We start from the raw sequence: 17,796 nt of genomic DNA, 5'->3' as shown, positions 1-17,796 counted from the left end.
GGCTTTTCCCAGGTTTTCTATTTTGGGCGAATCGAGACGAGTGATATTCTCCGACATCATCCCACAAGGATGGAACTCAATGACTGATACGACAAATGGTTGATACGATAATGGTCGGTATTGACGGCAGCGAAAGCAGTCGTCGAACCGTAGATTTCGCAATCTCCCTAGCCAAGTTCAGCAATGCAACTCTGGTCGTTGCTTTTGTGATCGAATGGTCGCCTTACACATTCAACACCCCCGAAGAAAACGAAGAGCGGCACAAACGTAAGGAGGAGGAACTCCAGACCGCACATGAACGGGTGTTGGACCCGATGTTAGAATCACTCGAATCCAAAGGTATCGAGACAATCGGGATCGTACGCCATGGTCATGTGGCAGACGTACTGCTTCAGATTGGTAAAGAACATAGTGCCGGCCAGATTGTTGTGGGCAAGGTTGGTCATACGACTATCTCGTCCTTACTCTTTGGAAGCGTGGGCGCGAAGCTGATACAGGCCGCCGAAATTCCGGTTACCATAGTACCGTAACAACACCGAACACACCGAGGAATACGCCGCATAGTCAAAGGGGGCTACAAGGAAATGAGATCAAAATCTATTGCGGCCCTAGGGCTGGTGTTTGCCCTGTTGATGCCGATGTCGGCTTTCGCTCAGGAAACCGGGAGAAGTGTTGATCAGATAGTCAGTGAGACCTTCGGCACCGTGTTCGGTCCGTTCGTGTCCTTCATCTTCTACTCAGTGCCCATCGCCGGCGTGAGCTTCCCAGTGATCGTCGGCTGGTTGATCATCTGCGCTATTGTTCTGACGGTGAGAATGGGCTTTATCCAATTCACGGGGGTTAAACACTCTATCGATCTGCTTCGCGGGGTCTATTCGAAGCCTGGAGACGCCGGTGAAGTGTCTCACTTCCAGGCGCTGGCCACAGCATTGTCCGGCACCGTGGGATTGGGCAATATCGCCGGTGTCGCAGTCGCGGTCAGCCTGGGAGGGCCTGGCGCCACCTTCTGGATGATCGTGGCCGGGCTATTCGGCATGGTCGCCAAGTTCACCGAATGTACTCTGGGCGTCAAATATCGTACCGAATATCCCGACGGCCGTGTTTCCGGCGGCCCCATGTATTACCTGAGCAAGGGTTTGGCAAACCAAGGCAAGCCAAGGCTCGGCAAGGTGCTTGCTGTGCTGTTCGCCGTCTTGTGCATCTTTGGCTCTCTGGGCGGCGGCAATATGTTCCAGGGCAACCAAGCCCATCAAATGATCTCCAATACCTTTGGGATCTTTACCGAGACCGGTTGGCTGTTTGGGGTCATCCTGGCCGTCCTTGTTGGCGCCGTTATCATCGGCGGCATCAAATCCATCGCCCAGGTGACCGAGAAGGTCGTGCCCTTCATGGCCGTCATCTATGTGGGGACAGCCCTGGTCATCCTGTTCGCCAACTTCAGTGAGATACCGACGGCGCTCGGCGCCGTCATTCAAGGCGCCTTCGCACCCGAGGCCGTCGGTGGAGGTATCGTAGGCGTTCTGATTCAGGGCCTGAAGCGGGCCGCCTTCTCCAACGAGGCAGGCGTCGGTTCCGCAGCTATCGCTCACTCCGCAGTACGTACCAGCGAGCCGCTCACCGAAGGGTATGTTGCCCTGCTCGAACCGTTCATTGATACGGTGGTGATCTGTACTATGACCGCCCTGGTCATCGTTATCACCGGAACCTACGCCAATGTCGAAGGGTTGGGCGGGGTTGACCTAACCGCGGCCGCCTTCCAGTCAGTCTTCCCCTGGTTTGGAGTCGTGTTGGCGATAGCCGTGCTGTTGTTTGCCTTCTCCACCATGATCTCCTGGTGCTACTACGGCCTCAAATGCTGGACCTATCTGTTTGGCGAAGGGCTGGTTACGGAGTTGATCTTCAAGCTCATTTTTTGTGTGTTTGTCGTCATCGGCGCCAGCATGAGCCTAGGTCCGGTCATCGACTTCTCAGATGCGGCCATTTTTGCCATGTCCATTGCCAATGTGCTCGGTCTGTATTTGATGATGGGAGAGGTGAGAAGAGACCTCAGCGACTATCAGGCTCGATTAAAGTCGGGCGAGATCAAGCGTTACAAATGATCCTGGCTATCGAGAAGCGGACGCTCGAGCGGCGCTTTCATCTGGGCATGAGATCCGGGGGGCCTCGGCGACGACCATGAACGCGGCGGTCTCGGCCTTGCGCTTCTTTTTCGGCGTGAGCCCGGGCGCGACGCTGCGCAGGCCGGGATTACCACCGCTCACGAGGCACGCAAGCTGCCAGTAATCTTGAGCCCGGAAGAAGTCGGGCGGCGCTGGCGCACAAACCTCGATCGGTTCGCCCACGCCGCGGAGTTTGTGAAGCCCCAGCCGAACCCCTTTAGCCGCCACGTTGCGAGCAAAGCTTTCGGTTGCCAGTACCGGGCGGCCCAACTTCTTCGTCAGTGCCTCGAGCCGCGCCACTTCATTTGCCGTCGGCCCTATGACGGAGAATGAAACGCGCTCCGGTACCCCGATATTGCCAAAGCGCACGTCGCCCACATGTAGCTCCAAGCCAAATGCCAACGCCTTGGCACCGAGCCCTTCCCGATTCGCGTTGGTGGCGGCCAGCCGCCGTTGCGCGTCACGGCTTGCGGCGAGCGCATTTGCGTGCCTGTTTCGCTGTCGTCCGCCGCTTTCGAATTGGGAATATCGCCAGCACCGCGTCACCGATAAAGTTCAGAATATTCCCACCATGGGCCAGCATCGACCCTGTCGACTCGGTCGCGACCATGCGGCTCGAACTCGACAACTGGACCGGTCATCGGTTCACCGACCTGTTCACGGTGCTGAAAGCCGATGGCGAGTGGAAGATCACCAACAAATTCTTCCATCAGCATCCGTGAGGGCGCAGCGAATGCAGGTATAGGAGCGATAACCGCCCGATTTCACGATCCTCACGAAACTTGGCGTCCCCTACGGGACTCGAACCCGTGTTTTCGGCGTGAGAGGCCGATGTCCTAGGCCGCTAGACGAAGGGGACGCGAGCCCCTGACATAGCGAATGCGCGGGCCGGGATCAAGGGCGGCGGATCAGGCGCGCCGCGCGCCGGCACCGTGGCTAGCGGCCGAGGCGACGAAGCCGTCGACATCCTCGACCCGGGTGTTGAAGGCGGTGACCAGACGAACGGTCGTGCGCCCGTTATCTTTCATGCGGTAGAAGCGGAAGCCGTCGGCCTCGAGCCCGTCGGCGATGGCCCTGGGCATCTCGACGAAGAACACGTTGGCGTCGACGGGATAGAGCAGGCGGACGCCGTCGACCGCCGCCAGCCCGGCGCCGAGCCGCGTTGCCATGGCGTTGGCGTGGCGCGCGTTGTCGAGCCACAGGCCGTCACTCACATAGGCTTCGAGCTGGGCCGACAGGAAGCGCATCTTTGAGAACAGGTGGCCGCCGCGCTTGCGCCGATAGCCGAAGGTCTCGGCCCGCGCCGGGTCGAAGAAGACCACCGCCTCGGCGGCCAGGGCGCCGTTCTTGGTCGCGCCGAAGGCGAGGACGTCGACCCCGGCCTGCCAGGTGGTGGCGGCGGGCGTGCAGCCGAGCCCCGCGACGGCGTTGGCGAAGCGGGCGCCGTCCATGTGCAGGGCGAGCCCATACTTGTTCGCGACCTCGCCGATCGCGGCGACCTCGTCGAGGCTGTAGACCGTCCCCGCCTCGGTCGCCTGGGTGATCGAGATCGCCGCCGGCTGGACGTGATGGACGTCGCCGGCCCCGGCTGCGCCGATCGCCGCATCGAGATCGCCGGCGCTCAGCTTGCCGTCGGCGCCGGGAAGGTCGACCAGCTTGGCGCCGCCGGTATAGAGCTCGGGCGCGCCGCATTCGTCGACCACGATGTGCGAATCGGTGTGGCAGTAGATCGCGCCGTAGGGCGGCGTGAACAGGGCGAGGCCGAGGACGTTGGCCGCCGTGCCGGTAGCCACCGGGAACACCGCCACCTCGCGCTCGAAGATCTCGCTGAACAGGCCGTCAAGGCGACCGGTCCAGGGATCGTCGCCATAGGGCATCGCCGCGATCGTCTCGTTGGCGGTCGTCAGCGCCGCCATGATCTCCGGCGCGACGCCGGTTACGTTGTCACTGCAAAAGTTCATCTCGCTCGGTCTTTCTTAGATATCGATTCGGTTGTTCGACACCGGCGGCCGGCGATCACGGCGGCGCCGGAATGCGCAATGTTCCCAAGGTTTCGCCGCTGTCCGGATCGACGACCAGGATGCGTTTCTCGCCGCCGGGCAACAGGGCCTGCAGATACAACCGGCCGCCGCCTTCGTCCAGGTCGATGATGCGGGTGCCGGCGGGCAAGTCGAGGTCGCGGGTCCCGAACGCTCGCGGCGCCACCGCCTCCGCCGCGGTCGGCGTCTCGCCCTCGCCGTCTCCGCCCGAGGTCAGCCGATTGAAGATCGTCACCACGACCACGACCGATCCGATCAGGATAAGGACACCCATGATGATGACAATGGCCTTGAGCGCGTTCATGCATTCGGTCCAGTCTGCAGCGATGACGGAAGACACTTTCGATCGCGTCGAGACCGCAACGGTCGGTGACGAAGACAAGGGCACGCGGCTCGACCGGTTCCTGGCCGGCCGGTACGGCGATTTGTCGCGAATGCGCGTCAAGGCGCTGATCGAAAGTGGCCACGTTCATGTGGACGGCGCAACGATATCCGAGGCCGACCACAGGGTCAAACCCGGCCAAATTGTTGCCCTATTCGTCCCCGAGCCTGAAGCCGCGATACCGATCGCGCAGGATATCGCGCTGACAATCGTCTATGAGGATGCGGATGTGATCGTCGTTGACAAACCCGCCGGGCTGGTGGTTCACCCCGCTCCCGGCAATCCCGACCGGACCTTGGTCAATGCCCTGATCGCCCATTGCGGCGACCAGTTGTCCGGGATCGGCGGCGTGCGCCGGCCCGGCATCGTCCATCGACTGGACAAGGACACCAGCGGGCTGCTGGTCGCGGCCAAGACCGACGCCGCGCACCAGTCCCTGTCGGCGCAATTCGCAGCGCACAGCGTCGAGCGCAGTTACATCGCCGTGGTCTGGGGCGTGCCCGCGCCGCGCCGCGGACGCATCGAAGGCCGGATCGGCCGCGACCCGCACAATCGCAAGAAGATGGCGGTCGTCGCGCGCGGCGGCAAGGCGGCGGTCACGAACTTCCGCACCCTGAAGGCCTATGGCGACATTGCCGCGTTGGTTGAATGCCGGCTGGAAACCGGACGCACCCACCAGATCCGGGTCCATCTCGCCTCGATCGGCCATGCCGTCGTCGGCGACCCCTTCTACGGCGGCGCCCGGCGCAGCCTCATCGGGCGGATGGCGGAGCCCGCGCGGACCGTGTTCGCGAACTTCAAACGCCAGGCCCTGCATGCCAGAATACTCGGGTTCCGGCATCCGACCCGCCCCGAAACCCTAAAATTTGAAAGTAAGTATCCTAACGATATCATGAAGTTGACACATTGTTTAGAAAACATGCAATAAACTTGCAAATTCGCGCCGTTGTGCTACATTCATAAACGTCCTGATAGACTGGCTCGTATCGTGAGCGTGTTATCAGGCCCTGCGGTGCCATTCGGGCCGCGATGATCCAAGGAGAATATGATGGCGACTCCTCGAGTGCCAACACTGACAGCCGAAAGCAATCTGACCCGCTACCTCCAGGAGATTCGGAAGTTTCCGATGCTGGAGCAAGAGCAGGAATACATGCTCGCCAAACGGTGGCGCGAACATGACGACAGCGATGCCGCGCACCAGTTGGTGACCAGCCATTTGCGCCTGGTCGCAAAGATCGCGATGGGCTATCGCGGCTACGGCCTGCCGATCAACGAGATCATATCCGAAGGCAATGTCGGCCTGATGCAGGCGGTCAAGCGCTTCGAGCCGGACCGCGGGTTCCGCCTCGCAACCTATGCGATGTGGTGGATCCGGGCGTCGATCCAGGAATACATCCTGCACTCCTGGTCGCTGGTCAAGATCGGCACCACCGCCGCCCAGAAGAAGCTGTTTTTCAACCTGCGCAAGGTCAAAGGCCAATTGAAGGCCTATGAAGAGGGCGACCTGACCGCCGAACACGTCACCGAGATCGCCGATCGGCTGAACGTGTCGGAGGCCGAAGTCGTATCGATGAACCGGCGATTGGCGGCCCAGGATAACTCGCTCAACGCGCCGCTGCGCGAGGACGGCGACGGTGAGTGGATCGATTGGCTTGTCGACGACGAGCAGGACGCCGAAACGCGGCTCGCCGACAGCGAGGAATTGGACAACCGCCGCCAGATGCTGAGCAAGTCGATGAGCACCCTCAATGAGCGCGAACGGCACATCCTCACCGAGCGCCGTCTCAAGGACAACCCGACGACCCTCGAGGATTTGAGCAAGGTCTATGGCATCTCGCGGGAGCGCGTCCGGCAGATCGAGGTCCGCGCCTTCGAGAAACTACAGAAGGCGATGAAGAACCTGACCATCGAGCAACGGGTCAACGCCTGATCCGATTTTCGGGGGGCTTGTCGAAGCACCCGCCCGCCCCAAGCCGGCGCCAATACCACCGCCCATTGACAGGCCGAAAGCAGCGATCGAAAGTGCGCCGGTGTTTCCGACTTTTCTTTGCATCGGCACCAGCCGCGCCGGAACGACCTGGTTGTCTCTCAATCTGCTTCGGCATCCCGGCGTGTGGGTGCCGCCGGTGAAGGAACTCCACTATTTCAACGCGCCACGCCTGCCGGTCGCGCGCCAACTGTTGAGCCCCAATTTTCCGTTTGCAGATCGCCGCCGCCTGGTCAAGGAAATCAAAAAAGGCGATGTCCGGCGAGGCGCCGAATCACGCCGCCTGGATCGCCCGCTTCATCGCGCTGCCCCGCAGCGAGCGATGGTATCGAAGCCTCTTCCCGGCCGATCATGATGGCCCGATCGGCGAGATCACCCCGGCCTATGCCACGCTCGATGAAGCGGAAATCGACCATATTCGGGCGCTGATTCCGGGCCTAAAGCTCATCTACATCCTGCGCAATCCGATCGAGCAGTCGTGGTCGCTGATCAACCGCCGCTACCTTCTCGAACGCTATGGCTCGATCGACAAGATGCCGCCGCATTTGATTTCGGAATACCTGTTCGGACCCGAGGCGCAGCGCCGGACCAACTATGCTGCGATCCTCGACCGGTGGCGGGCAAGGTTCGGGTCGGCGCAGATCTATGTCTCGTTCTATGACGAACTGGTTCGCGATCCGGATCTGTTTCTCAACAATATTCTCGATTTTCTCGCCGTTCCCCACCTGCCGGCCGAAGAGGTCTACCGCGGCCGCAACAATGTGAGCCGCGGCGACCCCATTCCGCCGGACTATCTGGCACGATTGGCCGAGAGCCACCGCGCCAACGTCGTGTCGGCGCACGAAATGTTCGACAACGCCGATACGGCGCGATGGTTGGAGATGACCGAGGTCGCGCTCGAAGCGGGCGCGGATTAATTAGCAAACGGGTCGCGAACCAGGATCGTATCGTCGCGTTCGGGACTAGTCGACAGCAGCGCCACCGGAGCTTCGATCAACTCCTCGATGCGGCGAATGTATTTGATCGCCGTCGCCGGCAGATCGGCCCATGACCGCGCGCCCCGCGTGCTTTCCCGCCAGCCCTCCATTTCCTCGTAGACCGGTTCCAGGTCTCCCTGGACCGCGCCGGCGGCGGGCATGTGATGCAGGGTTTCGCCGCGATGGCGATAGGCGACGCAAACCTTGATGTTGGCAAACCCGTCGAGGACGTCGAGCTTGGTCAACGCGATGCCGTTGATGCCGCCGATCTTCGCCGATTGCCGAACCAGGACGGCGTCGAACCAGCCGCAGCGGCGCTGGCGGCCGGTGACGGTGCCGAATTCGCGCCCGCGTTCACCCAACGTCCGGCCAATCTCGTCCTCCAACTCGGTCGGAAACGGCCCGCTGCCGACCCGCGTCGTATAGGCCTTGGTGATGCCGAGCACGTAGCCGAGGGATCCCGGGCCCATGCCGCTCCCGACCGCGGCCAGGCCGGCGACCGTGTTCGACGAGGTCACGAAGGGATAGGTTCCGTGATCGACATCGAGCAGCGCGCCCTGCGCGCCCTCGAAAAGAATGCGCCGTCCCTCCGAGCGCCAGCGATCGAGCCGCTGCCAAACGCAATCGGCGAAGGGCAGCAATTGCGGCGCGACCTCCGTGAGAGCTTCGATTAGTGGCCCGCGCTCGATTTCATCCTGCCCGATACCGCGCAGGAACGCGTTGTGATGGGCGATCAAGGCATCGACCTTACGGCCGAGGGTTTCGGGGTAGCCGAGGTCGCAAATTCGAATCGCCCGGCGCGCCACCTTATCCTCATAGGCGGGCCCGATACCGCGGCCGGTGGTGCCGATCCGCTCGCTGCCGCGTGCCTCCTCGCGAGCTTTGTCGATGCGGACATGAAGCGGCAGGATCAGCGGGGCGTTTTCGGCGACCTTCAGATTGTCCGGTGAGATCTCGACGCCCTGCCCCCGCAAGGTTTCGATCTCGCCGAGCAGCGCCCAGGGATCGACCACCACGCCGTTGCCGATGATCGACAGCTTACCGGGCCGCACGACCCCCGACGGCAACAGGCTGAGCTTGTAGGTCTGACCGTTAATGACCAGGGTATGGCCGGCATTGTGGCCACCCTGGAAGCGGACCACGACTTCAGCGCGCTCCGAGAGCCAGTCGACGATCTTGCCTTTTCCCTCGTCGCCCCACTGGGAGCCGACCACGACCACGTTCGCCATTGTCCGCTACCCTTCCACCGAAACCGCGGCATTGCCTTGGAAGACATGGCTGCAGCCGAGACGGCGCGCCTCGGCGACCGGTTCGACCTCGGCGTCGAGCCCGGCGACCGTGATCCAGCCTTCGGCCCTTAGCCGGCGGGCGTCTTCACTGGTCGTCCCGACCGGCAGAAAAACGCCGCCCGGCGCGGCGGTCTCCGGACGCGCGCGCATCACCGAGTCCATGAACAGCGAGAATCCTGTCCCTGGCTCGTCGCCCATGCGGTCGTGACCGGCGACGTAGCGTCCGCCGCGCCCCAACTCGCCGCGGACGCCGGCGGCGAAGATCGTGAACGACGACGCGGTGTGGTATTCGAAGCCGCGGTTTTCGACCGGGTCCACGGTCAGCGTGAGATCCGGCGACCGCGCGGCGACGAGACCGACGACCTCGGCCAGCCGATCGGCGTCGCGCCGTGCCGCGTCGGGCAGATCGATCGCCGCCAGCGCCTCGAGCGCGGCTTGGGCGGGTCCGGCCGCATCCAACAACCGGGACAACAGCGGCGCGGCGCTGTTCGCATGCGCCGAAACGGCGGCAACGTCCTTGTGGTCGAGCGCGTCGCGGATCCGCGACAGCTCCTCCGGATCGAGATCGAAGGCGTGAAAGACCGACCGCAGCAGCGACGGCGACCCGACATCGATACTGATGCGATCGATACCCAGAGCGGCCAAGCCTTCGGCGGCCAACGTGATCATCTCGACATCGGCCCTGACGTCCGCCGCCTCGCCCGCGGCACCGATGAGCTCCGCTCCGACCTGGGCGAATTGCCGCTCCGGCCTGAGCTGCGTGCCGCGAACGCGCAGCACGTCACCGGCATAACAGAGGCGCAGCGGGCGCGGCTGCAAGCGGAGCCGGCTGGCCGCGATTCGCGCCACCTGCATGGTCATGTCGGAGCGCAGCCCCATCATGCGCTGCGAGACCGGATCCATGATGCGGAACGTGTCGGCGGCCATATCGGCGTCGGCGTCGCGCAGCAGGTTTTCCTCGAACTCGACCAATGGCGGGCTCACCCGCTGATAGCCGTGGGCGCCGAAGCATGCGATCAGCGAATCGATAAGCACCGCCTCGTGGGCGGCCGCGGGCGGCAATTTGTCGGCCAAGCCCGCCGGCAACAGAGCCATCTCGGATCGATCGGTCATGGCGCGTCCTTCCGAGCTAGGATGTAGAGATTTTACCCGGCCGGCGCAAATGCTTTGCCTAATGGAAACCCCGACGATCGGTCAAGAATCAGAACGAGAGCACGTGCGCCCGGATGACATGGGGAATCCTGTTGACCGCATCGAGGGTGGCCTGGGGTATGGCCTGATCGACCTCGACGAAGGCGATTGCATCGCCGCCTTTGTCGGAACGGCCAAGATGGAACGTGCCGATATTGATGTTGGCGTCGCCAAGGGTCTGGCCGAGGGCGCCGATAAATCCGGGCTCGTCGCGGTTGCGCACGAACAGCATGTTGCTCCCGAGGTTGGCCTCAACGGAGATGCCCTCGACATCGACGACGCGGGGCTTGTCGCCGCCGATCAAGGTCCCGGCGACCGTGCGTTCCCGCATTTCGGTATCGACCGTCAGGCGGATCAGGGTCAGATAGTCGTCGGCCCGATCGCGCTTCTTTTCGACTACTTCGATATTACGCTGTCGCGCCAGGATGGGTGCGTTGACCATGTTCACCGAATCCAACAGCGGGCGCAGAAACCCTTCCAGCACGACCGCCGTCAGCGGCCGTGTGTTGAGCGCTGCGACCTGTCCCGAATACTCGATCGTGATGCCCCTGACGCCGTGCCGGGTGATCTGCCCGGCGAAGCTGCCGAGCTGATCGGCGAGTTTGACGTAGGGGCGCATCCGCGGCGCCTCCTCGGTGCTGACCGACGGCATGTTCAGCGCGTTGACGACGGCGCCGCGGAGTAGAAAATCGGTCACCTGCTTCGCGATCTGCGTCGCGACATTCTCCTGCGCCTCTTCGGTGGAAGCGCCGAGATGTGGCGTAACCACCACATTGTCCATGCCAAACAGCCCATTCTCGGTCGCCGGCTCGTGCTCGAAGACGTCGAGCGCGGCGCCCGCGACGTGGCCGCTTTCAAGCGCCGCCTTGAGATCCGCTTCAACCACCAAACCGCCCCGCGCGCAATTGATCAGGCGGACCCCGCGCTGCATCTTGGCGATCGCGGCGGCATTGATCATATGACGGGTTTGGTCGGTCTCGGGCGCGTGCAGGGTGATGAAATCCGCCTTGGCATAGAGTTCGTCGAGCTCCACCCGCTGCACGCCGAGGTCGGTGGCCCGCGCCGGGGACAGAAACGGGTCGTAAGCCAGCACCCTCATCTTCAGGCCGCGGGCGCGGTCGGCCACGATCGACCCGATATTTCCGCAGCCGATGACGCCAAGGGTCTTGCCGGTGACTTCGACGCCGACGAAGCGAGATTTTTCCCACTTGCCTTGGTGAGTCGATTGATTCGCCTGCGGGATGCTGCGCGCCAATGACAGCATCAAAGCAATCGCGTGTTCGGCCGTCGTGATCGTATTGCCGAACGGCGTGTTCATGACGACGATGCCGCGCTCGGTCGCCGCCGCCAGATCGACGTTGTCGACACCAATCCCGGCGCGGCCGACAACCTTGAGATTTCGTCCGGCTTCCAGGACGTCCGCCGTCACCTTCGTGGCGGAGCGGATGACCAGGCCGTCATAGTCGCCGATTACCGCCTTCAGCGCATCCGGATCGAGGCCGGTCATCACATCGGCTTCAACGCCACCGGTGGCGAAACTGTCGATTGCCCGCTGGCTGAGTTTGTCGGCGATGAGAACCTTGGCCATGGCGATCACGCGGGTTGCGGCGACGTCGCGGCGACCTCGCCATAAGCCCAATCGAGCCACGGCAAAACGGCTTCGAGGTCGGCGGTCTCGACCGTCGCCCCGCCCCACAGCCGGAAACCGGCGGGCGCGTCCCGATAGGCGTTGACATCATAGGCGGCACCGTGCCGTTCCAACAGCGCGCAAATACCCTTCGCCACAGCCTTCTGCGCCGCGGCGCCGTTGCCGCATTGCGCCGCATCGGAAAAGCGCAGACAGATCGAGGTGCAGGAGCGGGTCGCCGCCACGCGGGCCAGAAAATCACACCAATGTGTATCGCCGACCCAGGCCGCGACGGCGGCCAAGTTCGCGCGGGCGCGTTCAACCAGGGCCGGAAGGCCGCCGATCGACTCCGCCCATTTCAGGGCATCGATCAGGTCCTCGACGCACAGCATCGACGGCGTGTTGATTGTCTCTCCCTGGAAGATGCCCTCGATCAGGGCACCATCCTTGGTCAGCCGAAAGATTTTCGGTAGCGGCCACGGCGGCACGTGGGACTGGAGCCGCTCGATGGCGCGGGGGCCGAGCACGATCATGCCGTGCGCCGCTTCGCCGCCAAGAACCTTCTGCCACGAAAACGTCGCCGCATCGAGCCGCTGCCAGGGCAAATCCATGGCGAAAACCGCGGACGTCGCGTCGCAGATCGTCAGTCCGGCACGATTGGGATCGATCCACCCGCCGTCAGGCACGCAAACCCCCGATGTGGTCCCGTTCCAGGTGAACACCACGTCGCGATCGCAATCGACGGCGTCGAGATCGGGGAGGTCGCCGTAATCGGCCTCGAACACCCTGACGTCGTCGAGCCGGAGCTGCGAACGCACGTCGGACACCCATGTCTTGCCGAAACTCTCCCACGCCAGCATGTCGACACCGCGCGGGCCGAGCAGCGACCACAGCGTCATCTCGATGGCGCCGGTGTCCGACGCCGGCACGATGCCGAGCCGGTAATCCGCCGGCAGTCCGAGAATGTCACGGCTGCGCTCGATCACCTCCGCCAATTTGGCCTTGCCCGCGGCGGCACGATGGGAGCGGCCCACGACCGCGCCGCGCAAGGCATCGAGGGACCATCCCGGGCGCTTGGCGCAGGGCCCCGATGAAAATCTGGGATCGCCCGGTTTGACCGAAGGTTTCATGGAATGACGGGTCCAGGGAGCGGCTCACGGTTTGGCGGGCGAAGTTTACGGCGCGTGTTGCACCGCGTCAATCTGAACGGCGTCAATATGGTTAATCCCGCAAGCTCGGTCCGAATTCGATGCTGCAATGCAAAAATCGATGCCCGCCGTCAGACGCCGTAGTACCACGGCACGACGATCGTAAAGATGATCCACGCGAAAATGATCATCGGCGCCCCGGCACGAACGAAATCGTAAAAACGGTAATGCCCGGGACCCATCACCAGCAGGTTGGTTTGATAGCCGACCGGCGAGGCGAACGAGCAATTGGAGGCGAAGACAACGGCGACCGCGAAGGCCACGGGGTTGGCGCCCAAGCCGTGGGCGATGCCGATCGCGATCGGCGTGAACAGCACCGCACAAGCCTTGGTGCTGATGATGTTCGACAGGATCGCGACGGTCAGAAAGAAGGCGGACAGGACGACCACCGGTCCCGAATCGCCGAAGCCGTCGATGAGCAGCATGGCGATATAGTCGGCTCCACCCGTCGCTTGCAGGCTGGTCCCCATGGCGAGTGCCGCACCGATCATGAACACGATCGACGAATCGATGGCGCGGATCGCCTGGCGCATATTGAGGCATCCCGTCGCGACCATCGCCGCGGCACCGCCGAGCGCCGAAATGACGATCGGCAATATGCCGAAGGCGGCGAGGCCAATCGTCACCGCGAAAATAAGTCCGGCGCGGCGGGCATGGGCCGGCGACGGCATATCCTTGGCCGACCATTCGAGGAGCACCATGTCGCGGTTCGCACGCAGGGCGGCGACGTCGTCGGGATGACCCTGGATCAACAACACGTCGCCGGCCTCCAGGCGAATTTCCGTCATGCGCGCCCGAATCATCCGGGCATGGCGCTGAATGCCGAGGACCAGACAGTGATACCGGTAACGAAACCCGATCAATTCGAGATTCTGGCCGATCATGCGCGAACTGGGTGCTACCATGGCCTCGGCCAGGACCTGCTCGGTAACGCGGCGACCGCCTTTCTCCGGACTCGGCGCGACGTCGTCGGCCATCGATTCGCCGCCATAGTCCTGAATCGCTTCGGTCAACACCTTTCGTGTCGCGGCGATCACCACCACATCGCCGGGAATCAAGGAGAAGTCCTCGAACGGCGGCAGGAACGCGTGTTCGCCGCGCTGGACGAGACGAACCGTCATACCCTTGAGCCGGGGGAAGAAGCCGCCGACCGCCTTTTCGCCGGCCAACCTGGAATCCGGCGCGACGACGATCTGGGCGATGAATTGTTTGCCGGCGTCGTCGACAAGCACCCGCGTGAAGGCCTGCCGGTCGGGCAGCAGCCGCGGCGCGACGAGCAGAATATAGACCAAACCGCCGATCGCCATGAGGATGCCGGGAATCGTGAAATCGAAAAAACCGAACGGCTCCTCGCCGATCTCGATCAAGGCGCTCGACACCAGCAAGTTGGTGCTCGAGCCGATCAAGGTGGTCATGCCGCCGAGGATGGCGGCGTAGCTCAGCGGGATCATCAGCCGGCTCGCCGTACGGCCGAGCTGGTCGGCCAAGGCCTGCATGATCGGAATGAAGATCACGACGACCGGGATGTTGTTGAGAAATGCGCTGACCACGACCACGACGACAAGGGCCAACCCGGTTGCCGCCAACGGATGCCCGCGGGTCGTGTTGTAGACCGCCCGGCCGACCTGATCGAGCGCGCCGGTCCGCACGATGCCTTGCCCCATGACGAGCAGGCCGAGCACCGACAGCAGCGCCGGATTGGCGAACCCTTCGAGGAGCCGTTCCGGCCGGAGGCGGTTGACGCCGTCCGGACCGACCATGGGAAAGAAGTGAAAAAATGCCATCAGGACACAAATGATGGCCAGCGAGGTCAGATCGAGCGGGGTCTTTTCGAGCCCGTACATCACCATTGCCAGCACGATGATGGCCAGGGTCACCCACATGTGAAAGGTCGGATCGACGACCGCCATGGCGTCTCTTGTCCCCCGTATGGGTTGGATGGGCGCAGGCCCGCATCCGCGGCGAGTCTATCACAGGACGTGCGCGCTGAGTATTGCCCGAACCCGTGCCGGGCTCGAGGAAATAGGCAATTTCCTTTTATATTTCAGCTATTTATATCAGAACTCGGCGCCTAAAACCGGAGCTCGTAATATTCCAGTTGATCGGCCGGATTGTCGTAATAGGCGGCGACCGGGTGAAAGCCGAGGTCGCGGTAGAGCGCCTTGGCGGCGACCATGGTGTCGACGGTATCCAGCCGCATCGCCTGGTAGCCGGCGCGTCGCGCCCAGTCGATGATGCGGCAGGCCAAGATCCGGCCGAGGCCAACGCCGCGATAGGCGGGGCGGACGTAGAGGCGCTTCATCTCGCAAATACCGTCGCCGATCGGGCGGGCGCCGATACAGCCGGCATAGGCTCGATCGACGGTGGCGAGGAACAGTTCCCCATCGGGTGCCGCGTAGCGTCCCGGCAATGTCGCCACTTCCTCGTCGAAGCCCTGGAAGCAAAGGTCGAAATTGAGCGACTCGGCGTATTCGAGAAAGAGCGATCGGATTTCGGATATTTCCGTGCCTGTGCGGGCCGTGCAAATCCCGATGTCATCGGGCACATCGATTGGTTTTCGACGGCTCATGTCAGCGATTTCCATTCGCCGCGCGTTTGACCAGAATGGTCGAATTTCCGTGAGCGTAGAGCCGGCCTTCACGGTCGGTCACCCGGGCCTCCGCGGTGACGATGCTGCCGCCGGCGTGAATGATCGTGCCCGTGCACCGCACCTCGCCGACCGCTTCCGTCATCGCGCGCACGTAATTGACCTTGAGCTCCAGGGTTGTCCATTTGTCTTGGGCGCCGAGTGTCGCGTAAACGGCGCAGCCCGTCGCGCTGTCGATCAAGCTCGCGGCGACGCCACCGTGAACGGTCCCCAAGGGATTGTAGAGGTGCTCCGCGGGCTCGGTGGCGAAGACGGCGTATCCCGACTCGACTTCGACGAGACGGATTCCGATGATGGCGGCATAGGGCACGTGGGGCAGCGACCCATCGACGACCTTCCGTAGGACGTCCAGTCCGCTGAGCGACGCGTAGGCATCCTGGTTCACCTCATGCGGCACCCAGGCGACCCGATAGATCTGTTCCTCGCCACCCATTCAATCGTGCCTTTCGGGCCGGGATGCGCGCCGATTGCGACCGGCTCCCGCGTTCAATGCGACCGATGCCGGCGTCGCGCGGCGACCCCTATTCCGCGAACAGGACATTGACGCGCCGGTTCTGCCGCCCTTTGTTCTCGATCTTGCCGATCCGGACCGGACCGATCTCTCCGGTCGACCGTACGTGGGTGCCGCCGCAAGGCTGCAGGTCGACCCCGCCGATATCGAGAAGCCGAACCCTGCCGCGACCGCTCGGTGGTTTCACCGACATGGTGCGCACCAGTTCCGGCCGCGCGGCCAAATCTTCGTCGCTGATCCAGCGCACCTCGGCGCCATGATTCTCCTCGATCAAGCGGCTGAGCGCGACGGCAATTGCCTCCTTGTCGAGGCTGGTGTCGGGCAGGTTGAAATCGAGCCGTCCCTTGCCGTCGCCAATCTGACCGCCGGTGACGTCGCCCTCGATGATCGCGCACAACAGGTGCAAACAAGTGTGCATCCGCATCAGCCGATAGCGGCGGTCCCAATCGATCTCGGCAACCACCGCATCGCCCGGAGCCGGCAGGGTAGCGCCCGCCGTCGGGACGTGAACGATATCGCCGGTCCCCTCGCCCTTGCGCGTATCGGTGATCGCGATCTCGCGCCCGTCGGGAAGGCGCAGCACGCCGACGTCGCCCGGCTGCCCGCCGCCCATCGGATAGAAGACGGTTCGGTCGAGCCGTATTCCGGCAGCGTCGGCCGCGGTGACAGTCGCGTCGCACGTTCTGGCGTATGCATCCTCGCGAAAAAGCTCTTCCGTCATGGCGTTCTCCTCGCTCCGGACTCCTGCATATCATGCCGGAGAATAATAAGGCACCGCTGCTGCCGCAGACCCCTCCTGCGCGAATCGAGGGTCAGGCGGCGGCGCCCAAGATTTCCGCATATTGATCGCGGTCGATATTGCCGCCGGAAAGGACGAGGCCGACCTTCCGGCCCCGCATCCGCTCTTGCTCCACCAACAGCGCCGCCAGGGCGCCGGCCCCGGCGCCCTCGGCGACATTGTGGGTGTCGGTGAAATAGTGGCGCATGGCGGCGCCGATCTCGTCCTCGGTGACACGCACGATACGGTCGGCGCGGCGCAGGAGGATGTCGACGACGGCATCGACCGGAACCCGGCACGCCATGCCGAGCGCCATCGTGTCGCAGCTGTTGGTCGCGACCGGTTTGCCTTGCTCGAAAGAGAGCGCGTACATCGGTGCGCGATCGGCGACGACGCCGACGATTTGGGTCTTCGAATCCAGCGCATCGCGCGCCGCGATCATGCCGCAAATCCCCGACCCCATGCCGATCGGCACATAGACCGTGTCGAGGTCGGGGGCGGCGCGAAGGAACTCCAGGCTATAGGTCGCCACCCCGCGCACCAGGAGCGGATTGAAGGAATCGACGAAATGGTACCCGCGCTCCGACGCCAGCTCCTGGGCATATTCGTAGGCGACCTGAAAGTCGTGCCCGTGTTCGATCAACTCGGCGCCGTAGCCGCGCATCGCGGCGTTCTTTTCCGGGCTGTTGCCGAGCGGTGCGACGATGGTCGCGGTCAGTCCGACCCGCGCCGCGGCCAGGGCAACGCTTTGACCGTGATTGCCGGTGGTCGCCGAAATCACCCCCTTAACCGAGGGCCGATTACGACGAACATCGTCCATGTAGACGAGCCCGCCGCGAATCTTGAAAGCGCCCGTCGGGTTGTGATTTTCGTGTTTGACCCAGACTTCGGCCCCGGCCCGCGCCGACAGCAGCGGCCACTCGATTTGCGCCGACGGCTGAACGAAGCGGTGAACCAGATCGGCCGCACTTTCCAGTTCCGCCAGGCTATGTTCCATCGCT

18 protein-coding genes and 1 tRNA gene are annotated in these 17,796 nt (G+C 63.3%); 6 read left to right on the top strand and 13 right to left on the bottom strand.

Features of this window, described 5'->3' with window-relative positions:
- Positions 1–95 precede the first annotated feature (95 nt).
- Positions 96–530 (top strand): universal stress protein, encoded by a 435-nt coding sequence (locus GY791_05125; protein MCP4327802.1) that lies wholly within the window; start codon positions 96–98, stop codon positions 528–530.
- 54 nt (positions 531–584) lie between these two features.
- Complete coding sequence (locus tag GY791_05120) at positions 585–2,099, top strand: alanine:cation symporter family protein (protein ID MCP4327801.1); 1,515 nt, start codon at positions 585–587, stop codon at positions 2,097–2,099.
- Between the two features lie 6 nt (positions 2,100–2,105).
- On the opposite strand, the gene GY791_05115 is transcribed toward GY791_05120, so the two are convergent.
- A complete protein-coding gene (locus tag GY791_05115; GenBank protein MCP4327800.1) occupies positions 2,106–2,537 on the bottom strand; it encodes a hypothetical protein in 432 nt (143 codons plus the stop codon).
- A 17-nt stretch (positions 2,538–2,554) separates the two neighbouring features.
- Here GY791_05115 and GY791_05110 point away from each other — a divergent pair, with 17 nt between their 5' ends.
- Entirely contained in the window at positions 2,555–2,881 is a 327-nt protein-coding gene (locus GY791_05110) for a nuclear transport factor 2 family protein (protein ID MCP4327799.1), read from the top strand.
- Between the two features lie 61 nt (positions 2,882–2,942).
- Here the strand turns inward: GY791_05110 and GY791_05105 are convergent.
- From GY791_05105 to GY791_05095, 3 genes are all read right to left on the bottom strand, one after another.
- Positions 2,943–3,018 (bottom strand) — tRNA-Glu (locus tag GY791_05105).
- 49 nt (positions 3,019–3,067) lie between these two features.
- Positions 3,068–4,120, bottom strand: coding sequence for a low specificity L-threonine aldolase (locus tag GY791_05100; protein ID MCP4327798.1), 1,053 nt, complete (start codon positions 4,118–4,120; stop codon positions 3,068–3,070).
- A gap of 55 nt (positions 4,121–4,175) precedes the next feature.
- Positions 4,176–4,502, bottom strand: coding sequence for a hypothetical protein (locus GY791_05095; GenBank protein MCP4327797.1), 327 nt, complete (start codon positions 4,500–4,502; stop codon positions 4,176–4,178).
- Between GY791_05095 and GY791_05090 the strand changes: the two genes are divergently transcribed.
- The 3 genes from GY791_05090 (at position 4,471) to GY791_05080 (ending at position 7,484) form a co-directional block, all read left to right on the top strand.
- Entirely contained in the window at positions 4,471–5,508 is a 1,038-nt protein-coding gene (locus tag GY791_05090; GenBank protein ID MCP4327796.1) for an RluA family pseudouridine synthase, read from the top strand. The genes GY791_05095 and GY791_05090 overlap by 32 nt on opposite strands.
- Positions 5,509–5,628: 120 nt before the next feature.
- Positions 5,629–6,510 carry an RNA polymerase sigma factor RpoH gene (gene rpoH, locus GY791_05085; GenBank protein ID MCP4327795.1) on the top strand — a complete coding sequence of 294 codons (882 nt, stop codon included), beginning with the start codon at positions 5,629–5,631 and terminating at the stop codon, positions 6,508–6,510.
- Positions 6,511–6,821: 311 nt separating this feature from the next.
- Complete coding sequence (locus GY791_05080; protein ID MCP4327794.1) at positions 6,822–7,484, top strand: sulfotransferase; 663 nt, start codon at positions 6,822–6,824, stop codon at positions 7,482–7,484.
- On the opposite strand, the gene GY791_05075 is transcribed toward GY791_05080, so the two are convergent.
- The 9 genes from GY791_05075 to GY791_05035 all read right to left on the bottom strand — a co-directional run bounded on the left by GY791_05075 (position 7,481) and on the right by GY791_05035 (position 17,792).
- Positions 7,481–8,773 (bottom strand): adenylosuccinate synthase, encoded by a 1,293-nt coding sequence (locus GY791_05075; GenBank protein ID MCP4327793.1) that lies wholly within the window; start codon positions 8,771–8,773, stop codon positions 7,481–7,483. The two genes, GY791_05080 and GY791_05075, sit on opposite strands and share 4 nt — an antisense overlap.
- A 6-nt stretch (positions 8,774–8,779) precedes the next feature.
- Positions 8,780–9,946 carry an ATP phosphoribosyltransferase regulatory subunit gene (locus GY791_05070; protein ID MCP4327792.1) on the bottom strand — a complete coding sequence of 389 codons (1,167 nt, stop codon included), beginning with the start codon at positions 9,944–9,946 and terminating at the stop codon, positions 8,780–8,782.
- Between the two features lie 88 nt (positions 9,947–10,034).
- Positions 10,035–11,612, bottom strand: a complete 1,578-nt coding sequence (locus tag GY791_05065) for a phosphoglycerate dehydrogenase (GenBank protein MCP4327791.1) — start codon at positions 11,610–11,612, stop codon at positions 10,035–10,037.
- A 5-nt stretch (positions 11,613–11,617) separates the two neighbouring features.
- Positions 11,618–12,781, bottom strand: coding sequence for a phosphoserine transaminase (locus GY791_05060; protein MCP4327790.1), 1,164 nt, complete (start codon positions 12,779–12,781; stop codon positions 11,618–11,620).
- Positions 12,782–12,930: 149 nt separating this feature from the next.
- Entirely contained in the window at positions 12,931–14,742 is a 1,812-nt protein-coding gene (locus GY791_05055; protein MCP4327789.1) for an SLC13 family permease, read from the bottom strand.
- Between the two features lie 188 nt (positions 14,743–14,930).
- A complete protein-coding gene (locus GY791_05050; GenBank protein MCP4327788.1) occupies positions 14,931–15,428 on the bottom strand; it encodes a GNAT family N-acetyltransferase in 498 nt (165 codons plus the stop codon).
- A 1-nt stretch (position 15,429) separates the two neighbouring features.
- Positions 15,430–15,939, bottom strand: coding sequence for a PaaI family thioesterase (locus GY791_05045; GenBank protein MCP4327787.1), 510 nt, complete (start codon positions 15,937–15,939; stop codon positions 15,430–15,432).
- An 88-nt stretch (positions 15,940–16,027) separates the two neighbouring features.
- Positions 16,028–16,738, bottom strand: coding sequence for an alanyl-tRNA editing protein (locus GY791_05040; protein ID MCP4327786.1), 711 nt, complete (start codon positions 16,736–16,738; stop codon positions 16,028–16,030).
- 91 nt (positions 16,739–16,829) lie between these two features.
- Positions 16,830–17,792, bottom strand: a complete 963-nt coding sequence (locus tag GY791_05035; GenBank protein MCP4327785.1) for a threonine dehydratase — start codon at positions 17,790–17,792, stop codon at positions 16,830–16,832.
- Positions 17,793–17,796 lie beyond the last annotated feature (4 nt).

Source organism: Alphaproteobacteria bacterium (assembly GCA_024244705.1).
Taxonomy (GTDB): domain Bacteria; phylum Pseudomonadota; class Alphaproteobacteria; order JAAEOK01; family JAAEOK01; genus JAAEOK01.
The sequence above is the reverse complement of the archived record's forward strand: the minus strand, read 5'-3'. Positions and strand labels throughout refer to the sequence as shown.